General features: G+C 70.1%; 15 protein-coding genes and 2 pseudogenes. 7 read left to right on the forward strand and 10 right to left on the reverse strand.

All coding sequences use genetic code 11. The features are described from left to right. The 3 genes and pseudogenes from AV521_RS37625 to AV521_RS37635 all read right to left on the reverse strand — a co-directional run. Nucleotides 1–949, reverse strand: a 949-nt coding sequence (locus tag AV521_RS37625) for a hydrolase (protein ID WP_256725846.1), incomplete at its 3' end; no start/stop codon positions are given. A 473-nt stretch (nt 950–1,422) separates the two neighbouring features. Next, nucleotides 1,423–2,272 (reverse strand): annotated as a pseudogene (locus tag AV521_RS37630) (geranyl diphosphate 2-C-methyltransferase). Nucleotides 2,273–2,302: 30 nt separating this feature from the next. Next, a complete protein-coding gene (locus tag AV521_RS37635; protein WP_256725847.1) occupies nt 2,303–3,478 on the reverse strand; it encodes a family 2 encapsulin nanocompartment cargo protein terpene cyclase in 1,176 nt (391 codons plus the stop codon). 127 nt (nt 3,479–3,605) lie between these two features. On the opposite strand from AV521_RS37635, the gene AV521_RS37640 reads away from it, so the two are divergent. Next, complete coding sequence (locus tag AV521_RS37640) at nt 3,606–4,634, forward strand: hypothetical protein (RefSeq protein ID WP_079249601.1); 1,029 nt, start codon at nt 3,606–3,608, stop codon at nt 4,632–4,634. Here the strand turns inward: AV521_RS37640 and AV521_RS47075 are convergent. Then, entirely contained in the window at nt 4,615–4,992 is a 378-nt protein-coding gene (locus AV521_RS47075; RefSeq protein ID WP_079249602.1) for a helix-turn-helix domain-containing protein, read from the reverse strand. The two genes, AV521_RS37640 and AV521_RS47075, sit on opposite strands and share 20 nt — an antisense overlap. On the opposite strand from AV521_RS47075, the pseudogene AV521_RS51590 reads away from it, so the two are divergent. Then, nucleotides 4,898–5,116: pseudogene (locus AV521_RS51590) on the forward strand (hypothetical protein); the annotation flags it as partial. The gene AV521_RS47075 and the pseudogene AV521_RS51590 sit on opposite strands and share 95 nt — an antisense overlap. 41 nt (nt 5,117–5,157) lie before the next feature. Here the strand turns inward: AV521_RS51590 and AV521_RS51595 are convergent. Then, nucleotides 5,158–5,289, reverse strand: a complete 132-nt coding sequence (locus AV521_RS51595; RefSeq protein ID WP_256725861.1) for a hypothetical protein — start codon at nt 5,287–5,289, stop codon at nt 5,158–5,160. On the opposite strand from AV521_RS51595, the gene AV521_RS51600 reads away from it, so the two are divergent. Further along, nucleotides 5,281–5,574 carry an Lrp/AsnC ligand binding domain-containing protein gene (locus tag AV521_RS51600; protein WP_107481130.1) on the forward strand — a complete coding sequence of 98 codons (294 nt, stop codon included), beginning with the start codon at nt 5,281–5,283 and terminating at the stop codon, nt 5,572–5,574. The genes AV521_RS51595 and AV521_RS51600 overlap by 9 nt on opposite strands. A 71-nt stretch (nt 5,575–5,645) precedes the next feature. Here the strand turns inward: AV521_RS51600 and AV521_RS37655 are convergent, their stop codons facing one another. Further along, nucleotides 5,646–6,887: a DUF418 domain-containing protein gene (locus AV521_RS37655; RefSeq protein WP_076095337.1), complete on the reverse strand. Its 1,242-nt coding sequence runs from the start codon at nt 6,885–6,887 to the stop codon at nt 5,646–5,648. Nucleotides 6,888–6,999: 112 nt separating this feature from the next. Next, the gene (locus tag AV521_RS37660; protein WP_076095209.1) at nt 7,000–7,509 is read right to left on the reverse strand and encodes a hypothetical protein; all 510 of its coding nucleotides are present in this window, start codon (nt 7,507–7,509) and stop codon (nt 7,000–7,002) included. A gap of 292 nt (nt 7,510–7,801) precedes the next feature. Between AV521_RS37660 and AV521_RS37665 the strand changes: the two genes are divergently transcribed. After that, nucleotides 7,802–8,464, forward strand: coding sequence for a response regulator transcription factor (locus AV521_RS37665; protein WP_076095211.1), 663 nt, complete (start codon nt 7,802–7,804; stop codon nt 8,462–8,464). Then, nucleotides 8,461–9,585, forward strand: a complete 1,125-nt coding sequence (locus tag AV521_RS37670) for a sensor histidine kinase (RefSeq protein ID WP_076095213.1) — start codon at nt 8,461–8,463, stop codon at nt 9,583–9,585. The genes AV521_RS37665 and AV521_RS37670 overlap by 4 nt, the downstream gene beginning before the upstream one ends. Here AV521_RS37670 and AV521_RS37675 read toward each other — a convergent pair. Further along, nucleotides 9,546–9,830, reverse strand: coding sequence for a hypothetical protein (locus AV521_RS37675; protein WP_076095216.1), 285 nt, complete (start codon nt 9,828–9,830; stop codon nt 9,546–9,548). The genes AV521_RS37670 and AV521_RS37675 overlap by 40 nt on opposite strands. A 760-nt stretch (nt 9,831–10,590) precedes the next feature. On the opposite strand from AV521_RS37675, the gene AV521_RS37680 reads away from it, so the two are divergent. Together AV521_RS37680 and AV521_RS37685 are read left to right on the forward strand one after the other, a co-directional pair. Next, nucleotides 10,591–12,471, forward strand: coding sequence for an ATP-binding cassette domain-containing protein (locus tag AV521_RS37680; RefSeq protein WP_076095340.1), 1,881 nt, complete (start codon nt 10,591–10,593; stop codon nt 12,469–12,471). Next, nucleotides 12,471–12,875 carry a MazG-like family protein gene (locus AV521_RS37685; RefSeq protein WP_305965212.1) on the forward strand — a complete coding sequence of 135 codons (405 nt, stop codon included), beginning with the start codon at nt 12,471–12,473 and terminating at the stop codon, nt 12,873–12,875. The genes AV521_RS37680 and AV521_RS37685 overlap by 1 nt, the downstream gene beginning before the upstream one ends. 993 nt (nt 12,876–13,868) lie before the next feature. Here AV521_RS37685 and AV521_RS37695 read toward each other — a convergent pair. Together AV521_RS37695 and AV521_RS37700 are read right to left on the reverse strand one after the other, a co-directional pair. Next, nucleotides 13,869–15,035, reverse strand: coding sequence for a hypothetical protein (locus AV521_RS37695; protein WP_076095221.1), 1,167 nt, complete (start codon nt 15,033–15,035; stop codon nt 13,869–13,871). Between the two features lie 131 nt (nt 15,036–15,166). Then, the gene (locus tag AV521_RS37700) at nt 15,167–16,762 is read right to left on the reverse strand and encodes a serine/threonine-protein kinase (RefSeq protein ID WP_076095223.1); all 1,596 of its coding nucleotides are present in this window, start codon (nt 16,760–16,762) and stop codon (nt 15,167–15,169) included. Nucleotides 16,763–17,182: the final 420 nt, after the last annotated feature.

Genomic DNA, 17,182 nt, shown 5'->3' on the forward strand with positions numbered 1-17,182 from the left:
TCGGTGCCGAGCCGAAGAACTGGCCGTCCAGGTCGGCACCGGCGCGGATGCGGTGGTCGAGCTGCATGGAGGTGTCGACCGCCCCGCCGCCCAGCGAAGCGCCGAACATCCCGATGCGGGACATGTCCACGGCGTGCGACAGCCCGGTGGGGAGCCTGGCGTGGTCGACGTCCGGGTTGTGGCCCTTGCTGATCGCGCCGAGCTGGTTGATGACGAACCGGATGTCGGCCGCGCGCACGTTGAGCGTGTCGGAGGAGTGCGCGCCCGCCGGCATGGTGTTGACCTCGATCCGTCCGTCGGGGAACTGCACCTCGTTGGCGTCGTGGGTGTGATCGACGGTGACGACGAGGTAGCCGCGGCTGGCGAGGTCCTCGGCGAGCGCGGTGCCCCTCATGCGGTCCGAGTGCAGCCCGCTGGAGTACAGCAGGACGGGCAGCTTGCCGAGCTTGGTGTCGACCGGGGCGAGGACATGGCCCGCGGTCTTCGGCAACGTCACCTGTTGTGGCGTCAGGCCCTGGGAGGCGAGGAAGTGGGCGCCGGAGACTGACGGCATCCACGGAGCCGCGTAGTGACCGCGGGTCGAGGCGGCCGGGTACCAGAACGACACCATCAGCTCGCGCGGCTTGCTGCCGGGCACGTACGGGTCCGTGCGGGACTTGTCGACGAGGTGCAGGCTGAACGTGCCCACGCCGTGGCGCCCGGTCGGTGCGGGCAGGCTGAGCTGGAGAGCGGACGTGGCCGCGCGGGGTGTGACGGCTGCCGGACGGAGGGCCTTGTGCAGTGGCGGCGCCTCGTCGTGCTGGGGCGCCCAGGGCGCGTCGTCCTTGTCGGGCGAGAACCCGGTGGCGGTGGGCTTGTTGGGCGTCTTCCCGGCGGCCATCGCCGGCGTCATCCCCGCACCCAGGGCGATGGCCAGCGTACCCGCCGTACCGACCGCTCGGGCGATCACTCTGCGACGGTGGCGCGGGCGGCGGTGTTTCATGGGACCCCTTAGTTGTGCGGTGATCGAGGAACTGGCGATCGGCTGTCGTACGCCGTACCGCCGCAGTGGTCAACGGATTTCGGACCGTCAGCGTTCACCGCGGCAGCAGGCCGGACGAGCTGGTTGAACCATGCGACCATGTGGGATTCACCGATCATACGATTCTGCCCGCTGCCCCTCGCGCCGCGCGCACGAGTCGGCGAATTTCGGTGAGCCAGGCCACGAACTCGTGGGTGCCGCCGCGGAAGCGGTCTTCCTCTGCCGCCTGTTCAGAGGGTCGATCGCCTGTGCGTCGTCACGTGTCCGCTCCAGTCGGCGTCGGGCCGCTCCCGGAACCGGCTCCTCCGGGACGCGGCCCACGCGGGCAGGACTCGGCTCCGGCCTGCGCCTCCCCGGGCGAGAGGCGCGGCCGGTGGTCCGGAAGGGAGAGCCGAGGTGGCTCAGACTCGGTCTGCCGCGATCAGCAGGTAGTGGAAGCTGCCCTCCTTGTATGCCGTCAGGAACGGGTCCTCGACGCCCGTGGCCAGCGAGGACCTGGCGCGCAGTTCCCAGTACGGGATGGTCGCGTCCGTGAGGTCGACGACGTTCATCGGGACGAGGCCGCTCGCGGCCATGGCCTTGAAGTAGGCGCTGCGCGGGTGGATGTTGCAGGTGTAGTGCTCGTCAATGCGGCTGACAGCCTTGGAGCGGCCACCCGTCACATCGTTGTAGCAGCCCGTGATGACGACGTAGCGGCCGCCGAAGGCCAGCTGGCGGGCGTGCTCGGCGAAGAGGTCGAACAGGTCCACGTACATGGTGGATTCGTTGTTCCAGATGCCCTGGAACGCACCGGTCGGCAGGCCGGTGTCCAGCATGTTGCGGAAGTGGTAGCGCACCTGGTCGTCCCCCCCGCTTACGGGCCTGGCCGCCGGCGAACTCCACCTGGGCCTCGGAGATGGAGACGCCGTCGACCTGGCAGCCGAAGCGGGCGTTGGCCATGATGCTGGTGCCACCGCGGCCGCAGCCGGCGTCCAGCAGGCGGTGGCCGGGGGCGATGGGGCCGAGGTGGTCGAGCAGGACGTCGGCCTGGGCCGACTCCAGGCGGTGGAGTTCGGCGATGATGCGCTCGTCGCGGGTGTCCTCGGGCCCGTCCAGGACGGAGGGGTCGTAGTCGCCGATCCCGTAGTGGTGATGGTAGAGGCCGTCGACGTCGCCCAGGCGCAGGTTGACCGGGTTCTTCTCGGCGTTCCAGTAGTCCGCCACGGACTTCTGGTACGCGGTGCGCAGGACGGGGGCAGGGGTGGTGGTCATGGGAGTGGTGCTCCTTGCGGTGTGCGGAAGTCAGGATGTGGTGGAGGCGGAGGAGGTGTAACGCCGGCTGCCGCTGTGCCACGCCCGGTTGCCGCCCAGCCAGGCCCACACCCCCGCGAGGAAGCGGCGCAACTGGGGTGAGCCGGTCAGAACCAGGGCCGCCGCCTCCGTCTCGAAGGTGCGCACCAGCTCGTCGTGGATCGCCGCGCTCCGCTCGACCGCCTCGCGCGGCGTGCAGCGCTCCTCGGCGGCGATCACGGTCGGCAGGTTGAACTCCACGCTGTCCGAGTGGTGTTCCTTCGCCATCGAGTACAGGTCGTTGACGAGCGTGGCGGCCGTGGATGCCATGGTCACGGCGCGGCGGACGCGTGGATCGGCGTACTCGGCGGCGGGCAGTACGTAGCCGCCCACCACGTCGGTCATCGCGACGCACGGGACGAAGCTGTTGATCTGACGGTGCGCCAGGTACTCCCAGACGGCGGGCATCCGGCCCTGCGAGCGCCAGGACCCCTCCTGGGAGTAGCCCACGAACAGCACCGCGACCTCGTGGCGCAGCCGGGCCAGTTGGGACCAGTCCGCGTACCGGGCCAGGTGCGCCAATCCGGTGCGCAGGCCGGTCCGCACCGGGTCGTCCCGCATGGCCCGCTCGACGTCGGGGACGTAGCGGAGCGGAGGGTGGGCGGGGTCGATGGCCGCGTAGGCGATGCCGAGTTGCGCGCCGAGCAGTGCCGGCGAGGATCCCATCGTCTCGTCGTCGCAGTAGTAGTCGTCCGTGGCCCACTCCGCCAGGGCGCACTTGCCTGCGGCCAGCAGCCGGTCCGGGTCGTCGGTGTCGGGGTGCGCGAGCATCATCAGGCGTCCGAAGTCCGCCGCGCGGACGCGGTCGAGCCGCCCGGCGTAGAGGCCGATCTCCTCGGCCCATGCCAGCAGGAGGGCGTTGACCTCTTCGGCGAGCGCCGGGTCGTCGCGGAGAGCGGGCGGGCAGTACAGCTCGGGGACTCCGGTGCCCTCGACGTCCTTGCGCCTGGCGGTGATCCGGGCGGCCGAGGTGCCCAGCCCCGTCGGTCCGGTCGGCAGGGCGGGCGCCTTCGCCGGTCCCTCCGGGCGGACACCCTTGTGCTCGGCGAGCAGTGCGGCCACGAGTCGCGCCACGTCGTGGCGGGCCGTGGGCGCCGTGATCCGGCCCGGCCTGATGAACCCCGACAAGCTCCGGCCCTGGATGAGAGGGCTGAAGGATCAACTGTGTGAGTATCCGAAGGAGCGCTAGGGGGAACCATGGGGGAACCCACAGGGGCAAGCATCCGGCAGGAAACGGCGTACGGAAGGACTCGGCGTGAACTCGACAGCCCGCCTCATGCTCAGGCAGCACCGGCCGCCCGGCATCGACACCCTCCACTACACCGCGCGGCGTGGCCTCGCTTCCGTTTCTGACCCTCGTCACCGCGCGATGGTCACCAGTGTGCTGTCTTCTGGTCTCGTCGACAGGATGATCGCCCTCAACGAGACCTTCGATCCGCCCGTCGACCTCACGCAGGCCCGTGCCGACGCCGGTGTGCTGAACTCCGAGTTCGCGGCATTCGGCGTCGCCGTCCCCGATGCCACCACCGCCCATGTGACGCTGATGCGTGCCCTCATGGTGCCGATCGCCGACGACGCGCTCGCCCTCGCCGTCGATCGCATCTGGGTGTTCACCACCCGCATCGATGATGTGTGCTGCCGCGACCTCGCCGAGGCTGAAGCCGTTCTGCGGGGCGGCATGCTGCCGGAGGTGCCCGCATCGTCGCCGAACGCCCGGTACATCCGGCACATGTTCAACGAGATTGCGCGGTTCTGCGATCCGACGTTCCTCGCCGTCTTCAAGACCTTCTTCTACAACGCGATGACCGGCGTCGTCATGGAGGCCGAGTTCGCACCGGAGGCCTCCGACAAGATCGACAGCGACTTCGTCCGCGTGTTCAACGGCTTCTCCCAGTTCTGGTTCGTGTCACTTCAGTTCACCGACCCCTGCCTGAATGCCCACCGTGATCGGGCCTTCTGGTCGGCGGCGCTGAGTTCGTGTGTCACGTTTCTCAACGACGCCAACGACGTCCTGTCCTTCTACAAGGAGGCGGTGGACGGCGAGGACTTCATCGCGAGCCGCATCTACCGCCGTTCGGTGAGCGAGAACATCCCCTACCTCGCCGCCTACCGTAGGTGCCTCGACAGCGGCCTGGCCGCCTACCACCGCATCCTGGACCTCGCCACCGACGAGCAACGCCCGCACCTCGACCGCTACATGAGGGGCTTCACGTACTGGCACTTCCACTGTCGTCGCTACCGCTGGCACGACATCTACCCTGGGCTCACCCCGATCGACATCTGACCTGCCAGAGGGACGCCGCCGCGTCAGGTGGCCCCCGGTCGTCGGGATGGGTGTCCGTGGGTGTTTCGTAAGCGCGGCGGAAATGGCTGGTGTCGGCGAACCGCCGGCGTGCCGCGACTTCGGCGACGGTGTACGAGCTGCCGGGGTGGTCGAGTTCGCGGCGGGCGCCTCCGAGACGGCGCCGGCGTATGCAGGCCATGACGGTCTCGCCGCCGGCGAAGGCACGATGCAGGGTACGGACCGAGACGTTCAGCGCCTGGGCGATGACGGCCGGGGTCAGGCCAAGGTCCCGCAGTCGGCATCCTTGCCCCGCCGGTCGACCGCGACCTGTGCGAACGTCTCCGCATCCTCGGCCCAGAACGTCGCCGTCTGGTAGATGGGCGGTGCCACGGCACGGCTGGGGTGAACGCCGCGATCGGCGTGAAGGGCCACCGTGCTGCCTCGCCGCCCGCGTCGGCCTGTCCCCGTCGCCCTGCCTGCGGCGCGTGCGCCAGCTGGAGGAAGCCGGGGTGATCCGCGGCTGTCAGGCGCTGATCGATCCCCCGCGGTCGGCCGCGGCCTGCGGGGGTTCGCCGGTGTCCGGCTGGTGCGGCACACCCGTGCGGACGTGGTCGCGTTCGAGCGTGCGGTCACCCGGCTGCCCTAGGTGGTCCACGGCCGCCACGTCACCGGCAACTACGACTATTTGCTCCAGGTAGAAATCGCCGATCTGCCCGCATTTGAGAACTTCCGCTCCAACCGGTTGGCCGACCTCCCCGGCGTGGCCATGGTGGCCAAGAGCGCGGGGCCGACCGCGGTCACGCACGTCGAGACGGTGGCGGCCGCGAGGGCTCCGGGCCGGCGGATCGATCGCGGGTTCCGATTCCGCGGCGGGTCAGTGGTGCCCGACGGCAGCGGTGATGAAGTGCTGCACCGCTGCCGCGTACAGGTCCGGACGTAGTACGGCGAATACCGCGGCCACCGCCGCAACGGTCAGCCACCACAGCTCCCCGCGGCCGTGCGGTCGACGGCTCACCGTACGACCTCCGCGGCCCTCGTGGCCTGGGCCAGCAGCCACTCCAGCGGCCCGCGCCGGAAGAAGCGGGACCAGAGCGTCGCGAACACCATGACGGCGACGATGAAGCCGAGAAGGACGTACAGCGGGGAGCCGGGCAGTTCCTCGATGCCGAGGAACTGGATGCCGACGACGTGGAGGACGTACGCGGTCAGGGACATCGACCCGACCGCGATGACCGGCCGAGCGAGTCGGCGGAAGCGCGGCACGGCGTCGACCGCGGCGACGCAGGCCGCCAGGACCACGATCGCCACCCCGGTGTTGGCCAGGATCGAGAAGGTCGTCTCACTGTGCGGCGAGGCCACCAGAAGCCCGGCCGGAGTGCTGCCGTCGGGGTAGCCCCAGGCGTCGGACCACCAGGCGGACGCGGCGGATCCTCCCTCGCCCCAGCCGCCGGCGCTCAGCTTCGACAGGGCGCCGGGGACCAGGTTCAGGGCCAGCCAGGAGCCGCCGTAGCCGAGTACGGCGAGACACACGCCGGTGATCGCGAGGCGTGTGCGGACGACGGTGGCAGCCAGGTCGAGGCGGGCCACCGCCATGCCGGCGATGACGAAGGGGATCCAGGTCAGGGCCGGATAGCTGCCCGTGAAGAGAAGCGAGACGATGCCGTCGGCGTACGCGGGCCAGGCCCAGACGCCGTCGGCGCCGTCTGCGGGGAGCGCGTACTGGATGACGTACAGGAGTTGCGGCAGCACCAGGGCACTGGCTGCGGCGATGACGGCCAGCGGGCGGGCGCCGAGCCGGTACAGCGGCAGGACGAGCAGGAAGTACAGGCCGTAGAAGGCGAGGATCACCTCGACCGGGGTGCCGCTCATGGTCAGCGCGGTGCCCAGCACCAGCAGGACGAGCGCACGGATCACCACCTTGGCGACCGCCTGACGGCCCGCCAGGCCCGTCTTGGGGGTACGGCGGCCGGTGATCAGCATGATCGAGAAACCGGCCAGGAAGGCGAAGAGCGCGGAGGCGCGGCCGTGCGCCAGTTCCATCAGGTGCCCGGTGACACCGCCCCGGGACGGGTCGGGGCCGACGTGGGCCGCGTACATCCCGAAGACCGCGAGGCCCCGGGCCAGGTCCACGCCTATCAGGCGGCCGACCGGAACTCGTCGGCTCTCGGGAGCCTTGGACGGGTGGTTCTCCGCTGCCCCCGACGGGGCGCCGACAGGCACCGTGAGCGCCGTGTCGTCTGCGTTGTGGGTCATGATCTCCAGGCTGGCGATCAACACGGGCCAGGAGTATCCGGCGACTGTCCGGTCCTACCCCGCCACCCGGCGGGGTAGGACCCTGACGGGGACCCGAGGGCGGTGTCATGTGCTACTTGATGAGCGCGTTGGCGACCACGACGATCACGCCCAGTAGTGCGTCCGCACAGCCGACCGCCAGGGCCGAGCGCCAGGTACGGCCCGATGCGCGGGCGGCGGACAGACCCCAGGCGAAGAGCAGGGCGATGTTGAAACCGAAGGCCACGTACTCGATGCCCGCGGAGCGCCACCAGCCCCAGCCCGCGCCGAGCAGCATCACCGTCGTGGGCAGGGTGGCCACGAGGAGGGGCCATTCGCCGGCCAGCACACACAGCGCGCCGCGCACACCCGGACAGGATCCGTCGCCGCGCCGGGCGATGAGGTGCGCGTACCCGTGGGCGAGGGCCGAGGCGACGGCGGTGATCAGCAGCCACCGGGCGTCGTACAGCCGCGCGTCGCGTGCCGTCTCGCCGTACCGCGTGAGCGCGGCGACCATCGAGCTGGCCAGTACGGCCCCGTACACACCTCCGAACAGCACGTTCGGCTGTGCCGCGACACGTCGAAGGGCAGGGGGGATGCGCATGGGAAGCTTCCTCGGGACTGGGGGTGCCGGGCCGGAGCGGCCCGGCACCAAGGACAGCCGGTGCGATCCCGACGCCGCCATCCCTCGCCCGTCCGGAACCACCCCGTCCGTGGGTCCGGGGCTCCCCCCCGTCCGGCTGGAACCCTCCCCCCGACCGGCGGGAACGTCTGGCCACCCCGCTTCGGACGGCCGGCCCCGGTCTACGGTCGGAACGGTGACAATCGACATCGACGTACGGCGGCCGGAGCCGTACGCACAGGGACGGCGAGGCGGGACGCGCGTGATCCGAGTCATGGTGGTCGACGACGAGGCGCTGGTGCGCTCCGGCTTCAAGCTCATCCTGGGCGCGGCCGACGACATCGAGGTCGTCGCGACCACGGCAGGCGCGGCGGCGGTCGACACCGTACGGCAGGAGGGTCCCGACGTCGTGCTCCTCGACATCCGGATGCCGGACGTGGACGGGCTGACGGTGCTCCGGCAGTTGCGCGCCCTGCCGGAACCGCCGGTGGTGGCGATGCTGACGACCTTCGACGCCGACGAGTACATTCTCACCGCGCTGCGCTCCGGCGCGGCCGGGTTCCTGCTCAAGGACACCGAGCCCGACCAGCTCGCCCAGCTCGTTCGCACCCTGGCCGCGGGCGGGGTCGTGATGTCACCGAAGGCGTCCCGCGCCGTCTGGCAGAGTCACCCCGGTACGGCGGTCGTCGACGACGAGGAGGCCACCCGCGTCGGCCGGCTCACCGAGCGCGAACGTGAGGTGCTCGTGCTGATCGCGGAGGGGTTGTCCAACGCCGAGATCGGTACGCGGATCCATCTCAGCGCGGGCACCGTCAAGGATCACGTCAGCGCGATCCTGACCAAACTGCGGGTCGGCAGCAGAGTGCAGGCGGCGCTGCTCGCGCAACGGGCGGGGCTGCTCGACGAGGGACAGCGGCGCCCGGAGCCGGGGCGATGACGGTGCCCAGGGCATGGTGGACGCGGATCCCCGATCCGGTCATCGACGCCATGGTCGTCGCGGTCGCCGTCGGGGACGTCCTGCTCAGCGTGGAGGAAGCCGGCCCGGTATCGCAGGCCATGGCCGCGCTCGCCTGCGCCGCGCTCGCCGTACGACGCCGCTTTCCGCTGCCGGTGTTCCTGCTCACTCTCCCCGCCAGCCTCATGCTGGACATCGTGTTCGCCCCGTTCGCCGCCCTGTTCACGCTGGCCGAACGCTCCCGCAACCGCCGTCTGCTCGTCGTGTGCGCCGTCCTGTTCGCCCTGGCCTCCGCGCTCCCCTGGCCACCGAACGACCTCACCTCGCACGACCGCACCTGGACCCTGGTCTACTTCTTCTACACGCTCGCCACCGCCGCCGCGCCCGTCCTGCTGGGCCAACTCGTCCAGGCCCGCCGGGACCTGGCCCGCCGGCTCGTGGAGATCGAGGAAGCGCGCGAGCACGAACGCCTCCTGCACTCCCAGGCCGTCCTCGCCCGCGAACGCGCCCAGCTGGCCCGCGAGATGCATGACGTCGTCTCCCACCAGGTCAGTCTGATCGCCGTACAGGCCGGCGCCCTCCAAGTCGCCGCCACGGACCCCGACTTCAGAGAAGGCGCCCGCACCATCCGGTCCCTCAGCGTCGACACGCTGGACGAGCTGCGCCACATGGTCACGTTGCTGCGGGCCTCCGGGGGCAGGGCCACCGAGCTCACCCCTCAACCCACCCTGGCCGACCTGCACAAGCTCGTCACGACCAGCGGCATCGACGCCGCACTGACCGGCGAACTCCCGCCGGAGGTCAGCACCACCGCACAGCGCGCCGTCTACCGCACCGTCCAGGAAGCCCTCACCAACGTCCGCAAACACGCACCCGGCGCCTCCGCGACCGTGCGGCTCTGGCGCGCCGACGACGGCACCGCCTTCGGCGTGACCGTCACGAACACACCGCCCACCCGCCCCTCGCTGCCTCTTCCCGGTGCCCACCAGGGACTGATCGGTCTCAGGGAACGCGCCGAGCTCCTGGGCGGCACCTTCGAGTCCGGGCCCACCGCCGACGGCGGCTACGAGGTGACCCTCGGCGTCCCGCCCCGCACCGACTGAGGGAACTCGGGGACGCGGGCCGCGACCAGCAGATCCTTCAGGGAACCGTCGGAGTGCCCGGAGCGAGCCAGGTGCGGGCGGCGATGACCGGCATCTGGATGGACCCCGGTGGTCCACGTGGGCTCGATGACCGGAGCGAAGGACGGCGAATGATTGCTGGGCAGGGAGTCCACGTTCCCGGCGGCCAGTGCCGCCACCGCGGTGTCCGCGTCGAGTCCTCCCCAGAACCAGAAGGCGGTGGGCACACCGGCCGCCTCACCGAAGACGACGACGTCCTCGCTGGCGGCGACGAGCGGCGATCATGCGCGATCGGCGACAGTTCCCGTTCAGCCCGACCGTTGTCCATGAAGGAGCTGGATCGGGCACCCTGCCGTACTGTCCGAGCCGTCCGCGCGGTGTGTCTGCCGCGCCTGGCCCCTGGGAGGAACACTTCTACGCCGACCGCATTGAGCGCCTCGACAGTCGAAGTCGGTCACGAGTACGCGACGAGCTGGGCGGCGAGCGGGCGACCCTCGTCGCGGAAACCGCCCACCCGGCCGAGCGCCTGCTGCGCGCCGAGTCCCAGCCCACGCCCGTCGCAGTCGGCTTCACCGGCAAGACCCTCTTCCCACGGCCCAGCAGCTCAGCACCCTCGTCGCCTCGCCCCAACTCCGGTATGCGCTGCTCAATCCCCCGGCGGCCCTCGGCCCCCGCCACCACGTGTGTGAACCGGAAGACACCGCCGGCCACGACCACCGCCGGGAACCTGACCCGTACGTCGCGGAAGCCGGCAGGGCTCGGTCGCTTTCCTCATTCGTCACAGGCGTTGCAGGCATCGGCGATTCGGCCAGTCCGCGTGGCCCAAGGGCGGCCTCGTCACGGCGTCCGCGCGTTCGCGCCCTTGAGTTTCAAGGGCCCCGGCGCGTCCGGAATCGAGCGCGTTCGAATCCCGAGGCACGTCGTTATGCCGTGCACCGCCGAGCCATCCAGGTGCGGCAGCGACCTCCGGGAGGGATACACGTGACGATGACTGACGCCTCGGCCGCGTATGAGGAGACACCTCCGCCTCCGCCCCCGGCGGAGATCCGCTACAGCGGTGAGTACTCGATCAATCCGCTCGGCGATGTGTCGTTCACGCACATGTGCGCCCGCCTGCCGTCCGTACTGCACCGCATCTGCCGTATGGCCTGGGAGCTGGATCGCAGGGCGGTGACCCTTCTCGTCGTGTGCCAGCTCGTCACGGGTGCGGCCGCCGCCGTGGCCCTGGCCGCGACCGCTCACGCCATGCAGTCGATCCTCGGTGCGGGCGCGGTGGGCGACCGGCTCCATCACGCACTGCCCGCGCTGCTCGTCGTGACGGGCGCCGCGGCCCTTGGCCGACTGGCCGGTGCCCTCTCGTCCTACGCCGACCGAAGGCTGACGCCGCAGTTGACGACGTACGCCGACACCGGGCTCGTCGAGGCCGTGTGCAGGGTCGAGTCCGCCGCGTATGCGACGGACGGCTTCGCCGACCGGCAGGAAGCGGCGGAGATGGGCGTGATCCGCACCCATGTGATGGTCAACGACGCGCAACGGTTCGTGTCCGCGCTGATGAGGATGGTGGCCGCGAGCGGGGTGCTTTCGGCGCTGCACTGGGCGATGCTTCCGCTGCTGATCCTCGCGGTGCTGCCGGCCGGCGTCGGCGCGGTTCTCTCAGCCCGGGTCGACTACGAGATGCACTACGCGAACGTCTCGGACCGTAACGTACGGCACATGATGCGGTGGTGGGCCACCACTCCCAAGCACGGCGACGAGGTCCGCGCCAACGGCATGACCGGCTACCTGCTGTTCTGGTACCGGTCGCTGTCGGAGCGCATCGACCGCCGTCTCCTCGGCGCCGCACCACGCACTCTGCGGATCACTTTGTTCTCCTCCACGACCGGCGGTTTCTTCCTCATCCTGACGTGGTCCGCGCTCGCCTGGCTGACGACGACCGGTCGCATCGAGCCGGCCGTCGCCGCGACCGCCGTCGTGGCCGTGCAGACCACGCTGGCCGCACTGTCGCAGGTCGTCATCAACGGGGCCGCACTGTTCCACACCAGCCTCTACCTCACGGACATGCAGACGTTCCTCGACGATGCGGCCCGACAAGCGCCTCAACGCGGTGAGTTGACCGTCGCATCCGTGAACGACATTCGTCTCGACGGGGTCGTGTACCAGTACCCGGGCAAGGACCGGCCCGCCGTCGACGGGGTCTCTCTCACCTTGCGGCGCGGCGAGATCGTGGCCGTCGTCGGCGAGAACGGCAGCGGCAAGTCCACTCTCCTGCGCCTGATCACCGGCATCTACCTCGCCGACAAGGGGCGCGTGCTGTGGAACGGGGCGGACCTCGCCACCGCCGACCAGGACACCGTCTGGGCGCGCACCGGCCTCGTGCCGCAGCTCTTCGCCCAATGGCCCCTTCGCGTGCGCGAGAACGTCACTCTCGGCCAGCCGCGCACCCACCATGACGCCCCGGTGTGGGAGGCGATCGACGCCGTCGGGATGCGTGCGGCGGTCGACGCCCTGCCCAGCGGCATCGAAACCCTGCTCGCACGAGAGGTCTTCGGCGGCGCCGAACTCTCCGGCGGACAGTGGCAGCGGCTGGCCTGCTCTCGCGCGATCTATCGCAAGCCTGAACTGCTCATCCTGGATGAGCCGACGTCCCAGATGGACGCCCGTGGCGAGCACCAGATCTTTGAGAAGATCAAGGGCGGTGCCTCCGACCGCATCACGATCGTGGTCACACATCAGCTGGAGAACACGAAGGTCGCCGACCGCGTCATCGTGATGGAGCACGGCCGGATCTCCGAACAGGGCCGGTACGACGAACTCGCGGACGGGGGCGGCCTGTTCGCGGATCTGCTCGCCCTGGCGAAGGACAGATGATGACCAGTCGCTACGAAGCCGAGACCAGCAGGCGCCCTCACACGGCACAGAACAGAATCGAGACACAAGTGACTGATACCTGGCAGACGATTAACCGCCTCGCCGATCGCCTGGAGGACCATTCCACCCTCCCGCGCGAACAGCGCGTCCTCCTTCAACTGCTCAAGATCCAGGAGGAGGCGGGCGAGGTCGCCGAGGCTGTGATCGGAGCCATGGGACAGAACCCCCGGAAGGGGTACTCCCACACCTGGGAGGACGTCGAGGCGGAGGTCTGCGACGTCATCGTCACCGGCATGGTCGCGTTGGCCCGCATGAATCCCGATGCCACGGCCGTGTTCACCCGGCACGTGGAGCGCATTGCCGAGCGGGACCTCGGCGGGGTTTCTGAGCGCACCCGTCAGTGAACAGGCCCGCGCAATCACCCGAGAATCACCTTGGGCGCTTCCGGTGAACACACGCGATCCGTGGGAGGGAAGCCAGGGGGCTCACCGAAGCGATCGCACGGGCCGGGCTCACAGCAGTGCGCGCCGAATAGATCAGCGCGCATGTGTGGCCGGGATGGGACCTGTGCCTCAGCCGCTGGTGGGCACGGGGACCTGACCGCCGGGACTTCCTGCGAGCCTACGAGCGGCACATACTCGACCGCTGCGTCGTCACGGCCGAACGGCCACGACAGCGGCAACAGCGGGACGCCCGGACCGCAACGCCGCGACCGCCGGCCGAGCTTGGCCGCGTCGCATGACTGCGGCCCTGTCCAGGCCGCCGCTCCGGGAGGGGACGGCGGCCGCCACCAGCCGACGGGCGCGCACGCCCCGGGCCGGGCCCCTTCGCCGACCCGGGGCGCACACGCCCGGTGGCTCGTCGAGGCCGGCTGCACTAACTCCGATCTTCACCCTGCAGCCACGCCGGCCACCCCAGCTGGCGGTGGGCCTGAGGGCTGTACGCAGGGGTCTCGTGGGCCTTACAGCCCTCTGGGGGCCGAGGACGTGTCTCCAGGAGCTGGATGTCACCGACGTAGATCGGCGTCGCGCACTGGTCAGGATCGGGCTTGTGTACGGGAGTTGCCTGGGCGACGCCGCTGGTCAGCAGCAGGCCTCCCAGGACGGCGGTCATGATGGCTCTAGCGGTTCGCGGCATGATCATCCTTTCGTGCGGGACCGGCTTCAGCGGCTCCCGCGAGGAGCATGACGGCCAGGCACCGCACCGTAGGTACCCTCACCGTGCCGACACCGAAGATCCACCCTGATGTCCTACCGGACGACGGGACGAGGACAAGGGCCGGCTGGAGACACCGGCTCATCACCATCGGCAGCCGCCCCAGATGCTCCTGGGTGACGGTGACTTGCTGCTCCTGGCCGCCTTCTCCCCGGCTGTGCGGCCGTCCAAGTGGACAGGGCCTACCCGGTGATCGTGCCGTAGCCGTCGTTGTCCAGACCGGTCTGAGTCTGGGACGACCACAGCCGTCCGCTGGTGCCCAGTGAGGCGACGTCGGTGATCACCAGGGAGTCGACGCCGTCACGGGGCAAGTCACCGGCCTGCGCGATGCCGTACGCGTACGCGTCCCGCGGACTGCCGGCCGCCGCTGCCAGCGACGCCGTAGTGGGCGACCAGGGAGAGGTGAGGCTGGTGGCGCCCGCTCCGACGCCGAGCGCCGTGCCGTCGAGCTTGCCGTCGGCTTTGCCATCCAGGAGGTTGCCACTGTTCCAGACCGTCTGGTGGGCCATCTGGTAGTACGCGTCGGATGCCGTGCCGGTGACGGGTCCCGCGGTGAAGGCGTTGTCGGCGACATCGTGCCGGAAGGTCCCGCCGGAGTTCCCGGCCGTGTAGCCGCCCTGGTAGTCGTAGACGACGTTGCCGACGAACTGTGTGTCGGCCTTGGCCAGCGGGTTGCGGTTGTGGGCGTTGGCGAAGACGTCGTGGTACCAGGTGAACGGCCCGCCCTCGGTGTGCGCGGCGAACCGCTGCCCGATCGCGGCGGCGATGATCGAGTTCTGCACGGTGATGTCCTTGGCGCCGACGGCGTCGATGTCGTCCCACTTGGCGAACTCCACCGACACATGATCGAAGACCATGTCGCTCGCTTCGGCCAGCGCGAGGCTCGCCTTGCCTTTCGCCGGGTCGAGTGTGCCCTCCCGGAATCTGACGTAGCGCACGATGTCGTTCGAGGAGTTGGAGAAGGACACCTCTCTGCCGCGCAGGCCGATGCCCTGGCCGGGCGCGGTGTCACCCTCGATCGTGATGTCGTCGGCCACGGGCACGGCGGACTTCAGCGTGATGTAGCCGCCCACGTCGAACACGACGATGCGGTGCGACGCGCTCACCGCGTCCCGGAAGGATCCGCTGCCGGAGTCGTTGAGGTTGGTCACGTGGTACGTGGTTCCGCCCGTGCCCCCGGTGGCTCCCGCTCCGTAGCCCACCGCGCCGTCGAACGCCACCGTCGCTCCGGCGCCCGGGGCCTGACCGGCCCAGGGCCCTGGGGCGAGCACGGCAACAGCGGCCGCGCCCAGGGCGACACCTGCGGCGATGACGGTACGGCGTGCGGTCTGACGCCTGCGTACGGACATGCCTGCCTCCAACTCGTCGTTGCCGTGAAGTTGCCGGTCAACTCAAGTTGGTTGCCGCCGATCCGCGGGCGCGACCGTGCGTGGCGACGCGTCCCGGCTGACGGCCGGTGAGGCCGAAGGCCTGCGCCGGGTCAGGAGGCGTTTGCCGTGAAGCCTTGTGTGACCTGGTCGAAGACAGGGCGGTAGGTGTCCCACTGCGCCTCGGGCGCCGACAGGTAGATGTCGTATTCCCGGCCACCCTCTCGGCCGTAGCCGAGGTCGATCGCACGGAAGGAGCGCGCACGTCCCTTGAAGGTGAACTCCCACACGGCCGCGGGTTGCCCACGGAACGTCGTCTGTTGCATGCGCAGTCGGCGGTAAGTGGCGTAATTGGCCTTGGTGTTGGCCTCGATGTCGGCGAAGTGGGTGGAGGGGTTGTGCCCGGCCGGGGCGACGGTCCCGATCGTGATGCCGGCCCGGCCGGACGGGTCTGCGTAGATGACTTCGTCGGCTGCCTGCTTGCTGACCTTCCAGTCGTCCGGCACCGGGAAGGAGACGCCGAGCCGCGCGTCATGGACCAGACGGTAGCCCTTGGGCGGTACGGAGGTCGCGGGGAACGGCGTTGCGGCCTGGTGGACCCGGTCGGGACCGTGTGCGTCCCGGTTGTGCTGCCGCACGGCGTAGAACGCCGCGCCTGCGGCTACCGCGAGGGCCACCGCCACCGCCACGGCGCCTGTGCGCTTCCGCCGGCGCTTCGTGCGGTTACGGCTGACGGACCGGGTGGCCGTGGGAGGTTCCGGCTCCTGCCTGGGCGCGCCATCGGCTTCTTGTCCGGACGACGCTCTGCCGCCGCCCCCGTCGTCGCCTTCCGTCGGGTTCACCGAGGTCGCCACAACTGTCGTCTCGGCAGCTCGTGCCGCCTCCAGTGCGCGTTGCGTCTGTTCCGAGGACGGTCGCGCGTCGGGATCCTTGGACAGGAGTGCCTCGATGAGGGGCGCCAGCGGCCCAGCCTCCGTCGGGGGATCCAATGGGTCCACGGCGATGGCGTACGCGGTCTCCATGGCCGTGTCCCGGCGGAACGGCGTCCGGCCCTCCGTGGCCTGGTAGAGCGTCGCGCCCAGTGCCCACAGGTCGCACGCCGGTCCGGGCTGCTGCCCACGAATCCGTTCCGGGGCCATGTAGTCGATGGAGCCGACCATCTCGCCGGTCTGGGTCAGCGTCGACGCCCCGGTCGTCATGGCGATGCCGAAGTCGGTGAGCACCACCCGGTTCTCGGCGCCGAGCAGCACGTTGCCGGGTTTGACGTCGCGGTGCAGCACGCCGGCGGAGTGCGCGGCCCGCAGAGCGGCGATCATGCTGAGGCCGATACGGGCGGCCTCCGCGGGCGGGAGGGTTGCGCCGCCCTTGAGGAGGTCACCGAGCGTATTGCCGGGGACGTACTCCATGACGATGCAGGGCCGCCCGTCGTCGTCCACGACGTCGTGGACGACGATCACGTTGGGGTGGGTGATACGGGCGGCGCTGCGCGCCTCACGCCGGGTGCGTTCGTACAGCGTGGTGACCTCGTCGGCGGACAGGTGAGGCTGCACGTGCAGCCGCTTGAGCGCGACCTGGCGGCCGAGCATCTCGTCCGTGGCCCGCCATACGGTGCCCATGCCGCCGCGGCCGATCTGCTCTATGAGCCGGTACCGACCGGCGATGAGCCGTGCCTCCAACGTCACCTTGCCCCCTCCACCACCTCTGTCCATGTCCCGAGCGAATTGATTCGCTTCGTCACCCTAACCCGCTGCCCTTCACTCGCTGGGCAGCGAGCCGGGTGGGGTGCCGTCGGATGCAGGAACGTTCCCCTCCGCAAGACCGCGATTATCGGATCCGGGGGATTTCTTCGTGAGCAATGTCACCTTGCAGGCCACTGGTCGGTACAGGATTCAAGGATTGCCCAGGTCACAGCCGCCACACAGCCAGTTGAAGTTTAAAGAAAGGTTAGCCTGGGCTAAGCGCTTGTGAGCTGCTCCCCCACGCCGCGCACCCCTTCATGCGCCCTTGTCTGCTCTCAGCTCCACGGCCTTCTTTCTCTCCGGCCTCGGCTTCCTCGCGCCCTGTACCACGCTGAGTCTCGCGCTCGGCGCCCGTTCCGCGCCGCTGGGCACGGTGGCCGCTGGGGCCGT

The sequence above is a fragment of the Streptomyces sp. IMTB 2501 genome (assembly GCF_001953885.1).
Lineage (GTDB): Bacteria > Actinomycetota > Actinomycetes > Streptomycetales > Streptomycetaceae > Streptomyces.

Bases quoted from the DNA above. Each gene is read 5' to 3' on its own strand.
- AV521_RS37665 (WP_076095211.1), top strand. From the start codon at position 7,802: ATGGTGGTCGACGACGAGGCGCTGGTGCGCTCCGGCTTCAAGCTCATC.
- AV521_RS37700 (WP_076095223.1), bottom strand. From the start codon at position 16,762: ATGGACAGAGGTGGTGGAGGGGGCAAGGTGACGTTGGAGGCACGGCTC.
- AV521_RS37685 (WP_305965212.1), top strand. From the start codon at position 12,471: ATGACCAGTCGCTACGAAGCCGAGACCAGCAGGCGCCCTCACACGGCA.
- AV521_RS37655 (WP_076095337.1), bottom strand. From the start codon at position 6,887: ATGACCCACAACGCAGACGACACGGCGCTCACGGTGCCTGTCGGCGCC.
- AV521_RS37670 (WP_076095213.1), top strand. From the start codon at position 8,461: ATGACGGTGCCCAGGGCATGGTGGACGCGGATCCCCGATCCGGTCATC.
- AV521_RS37680 (WP_076095340.1), top strand. From the start codon at position 10,591: ATGACTGACGCCTCGGCCGCGTATGAGGAGACACCTCCGCCTCCGCCC.
- AV521_RS37660 (WP_076095209.1), bottom strand. From the start codon at position 7,509: ATGCGCATCCCCCCTGCCCTTCGACGTGTCGCGGCACAGCCGAACGTG.
- AV521_RS37695 (WP_076095221.1), bottom strand. From the start codon at position 15,035: ATGTCCGTACGCAGGCGTCAGACCGCACGCCGTACCGTCATCGCCGCA.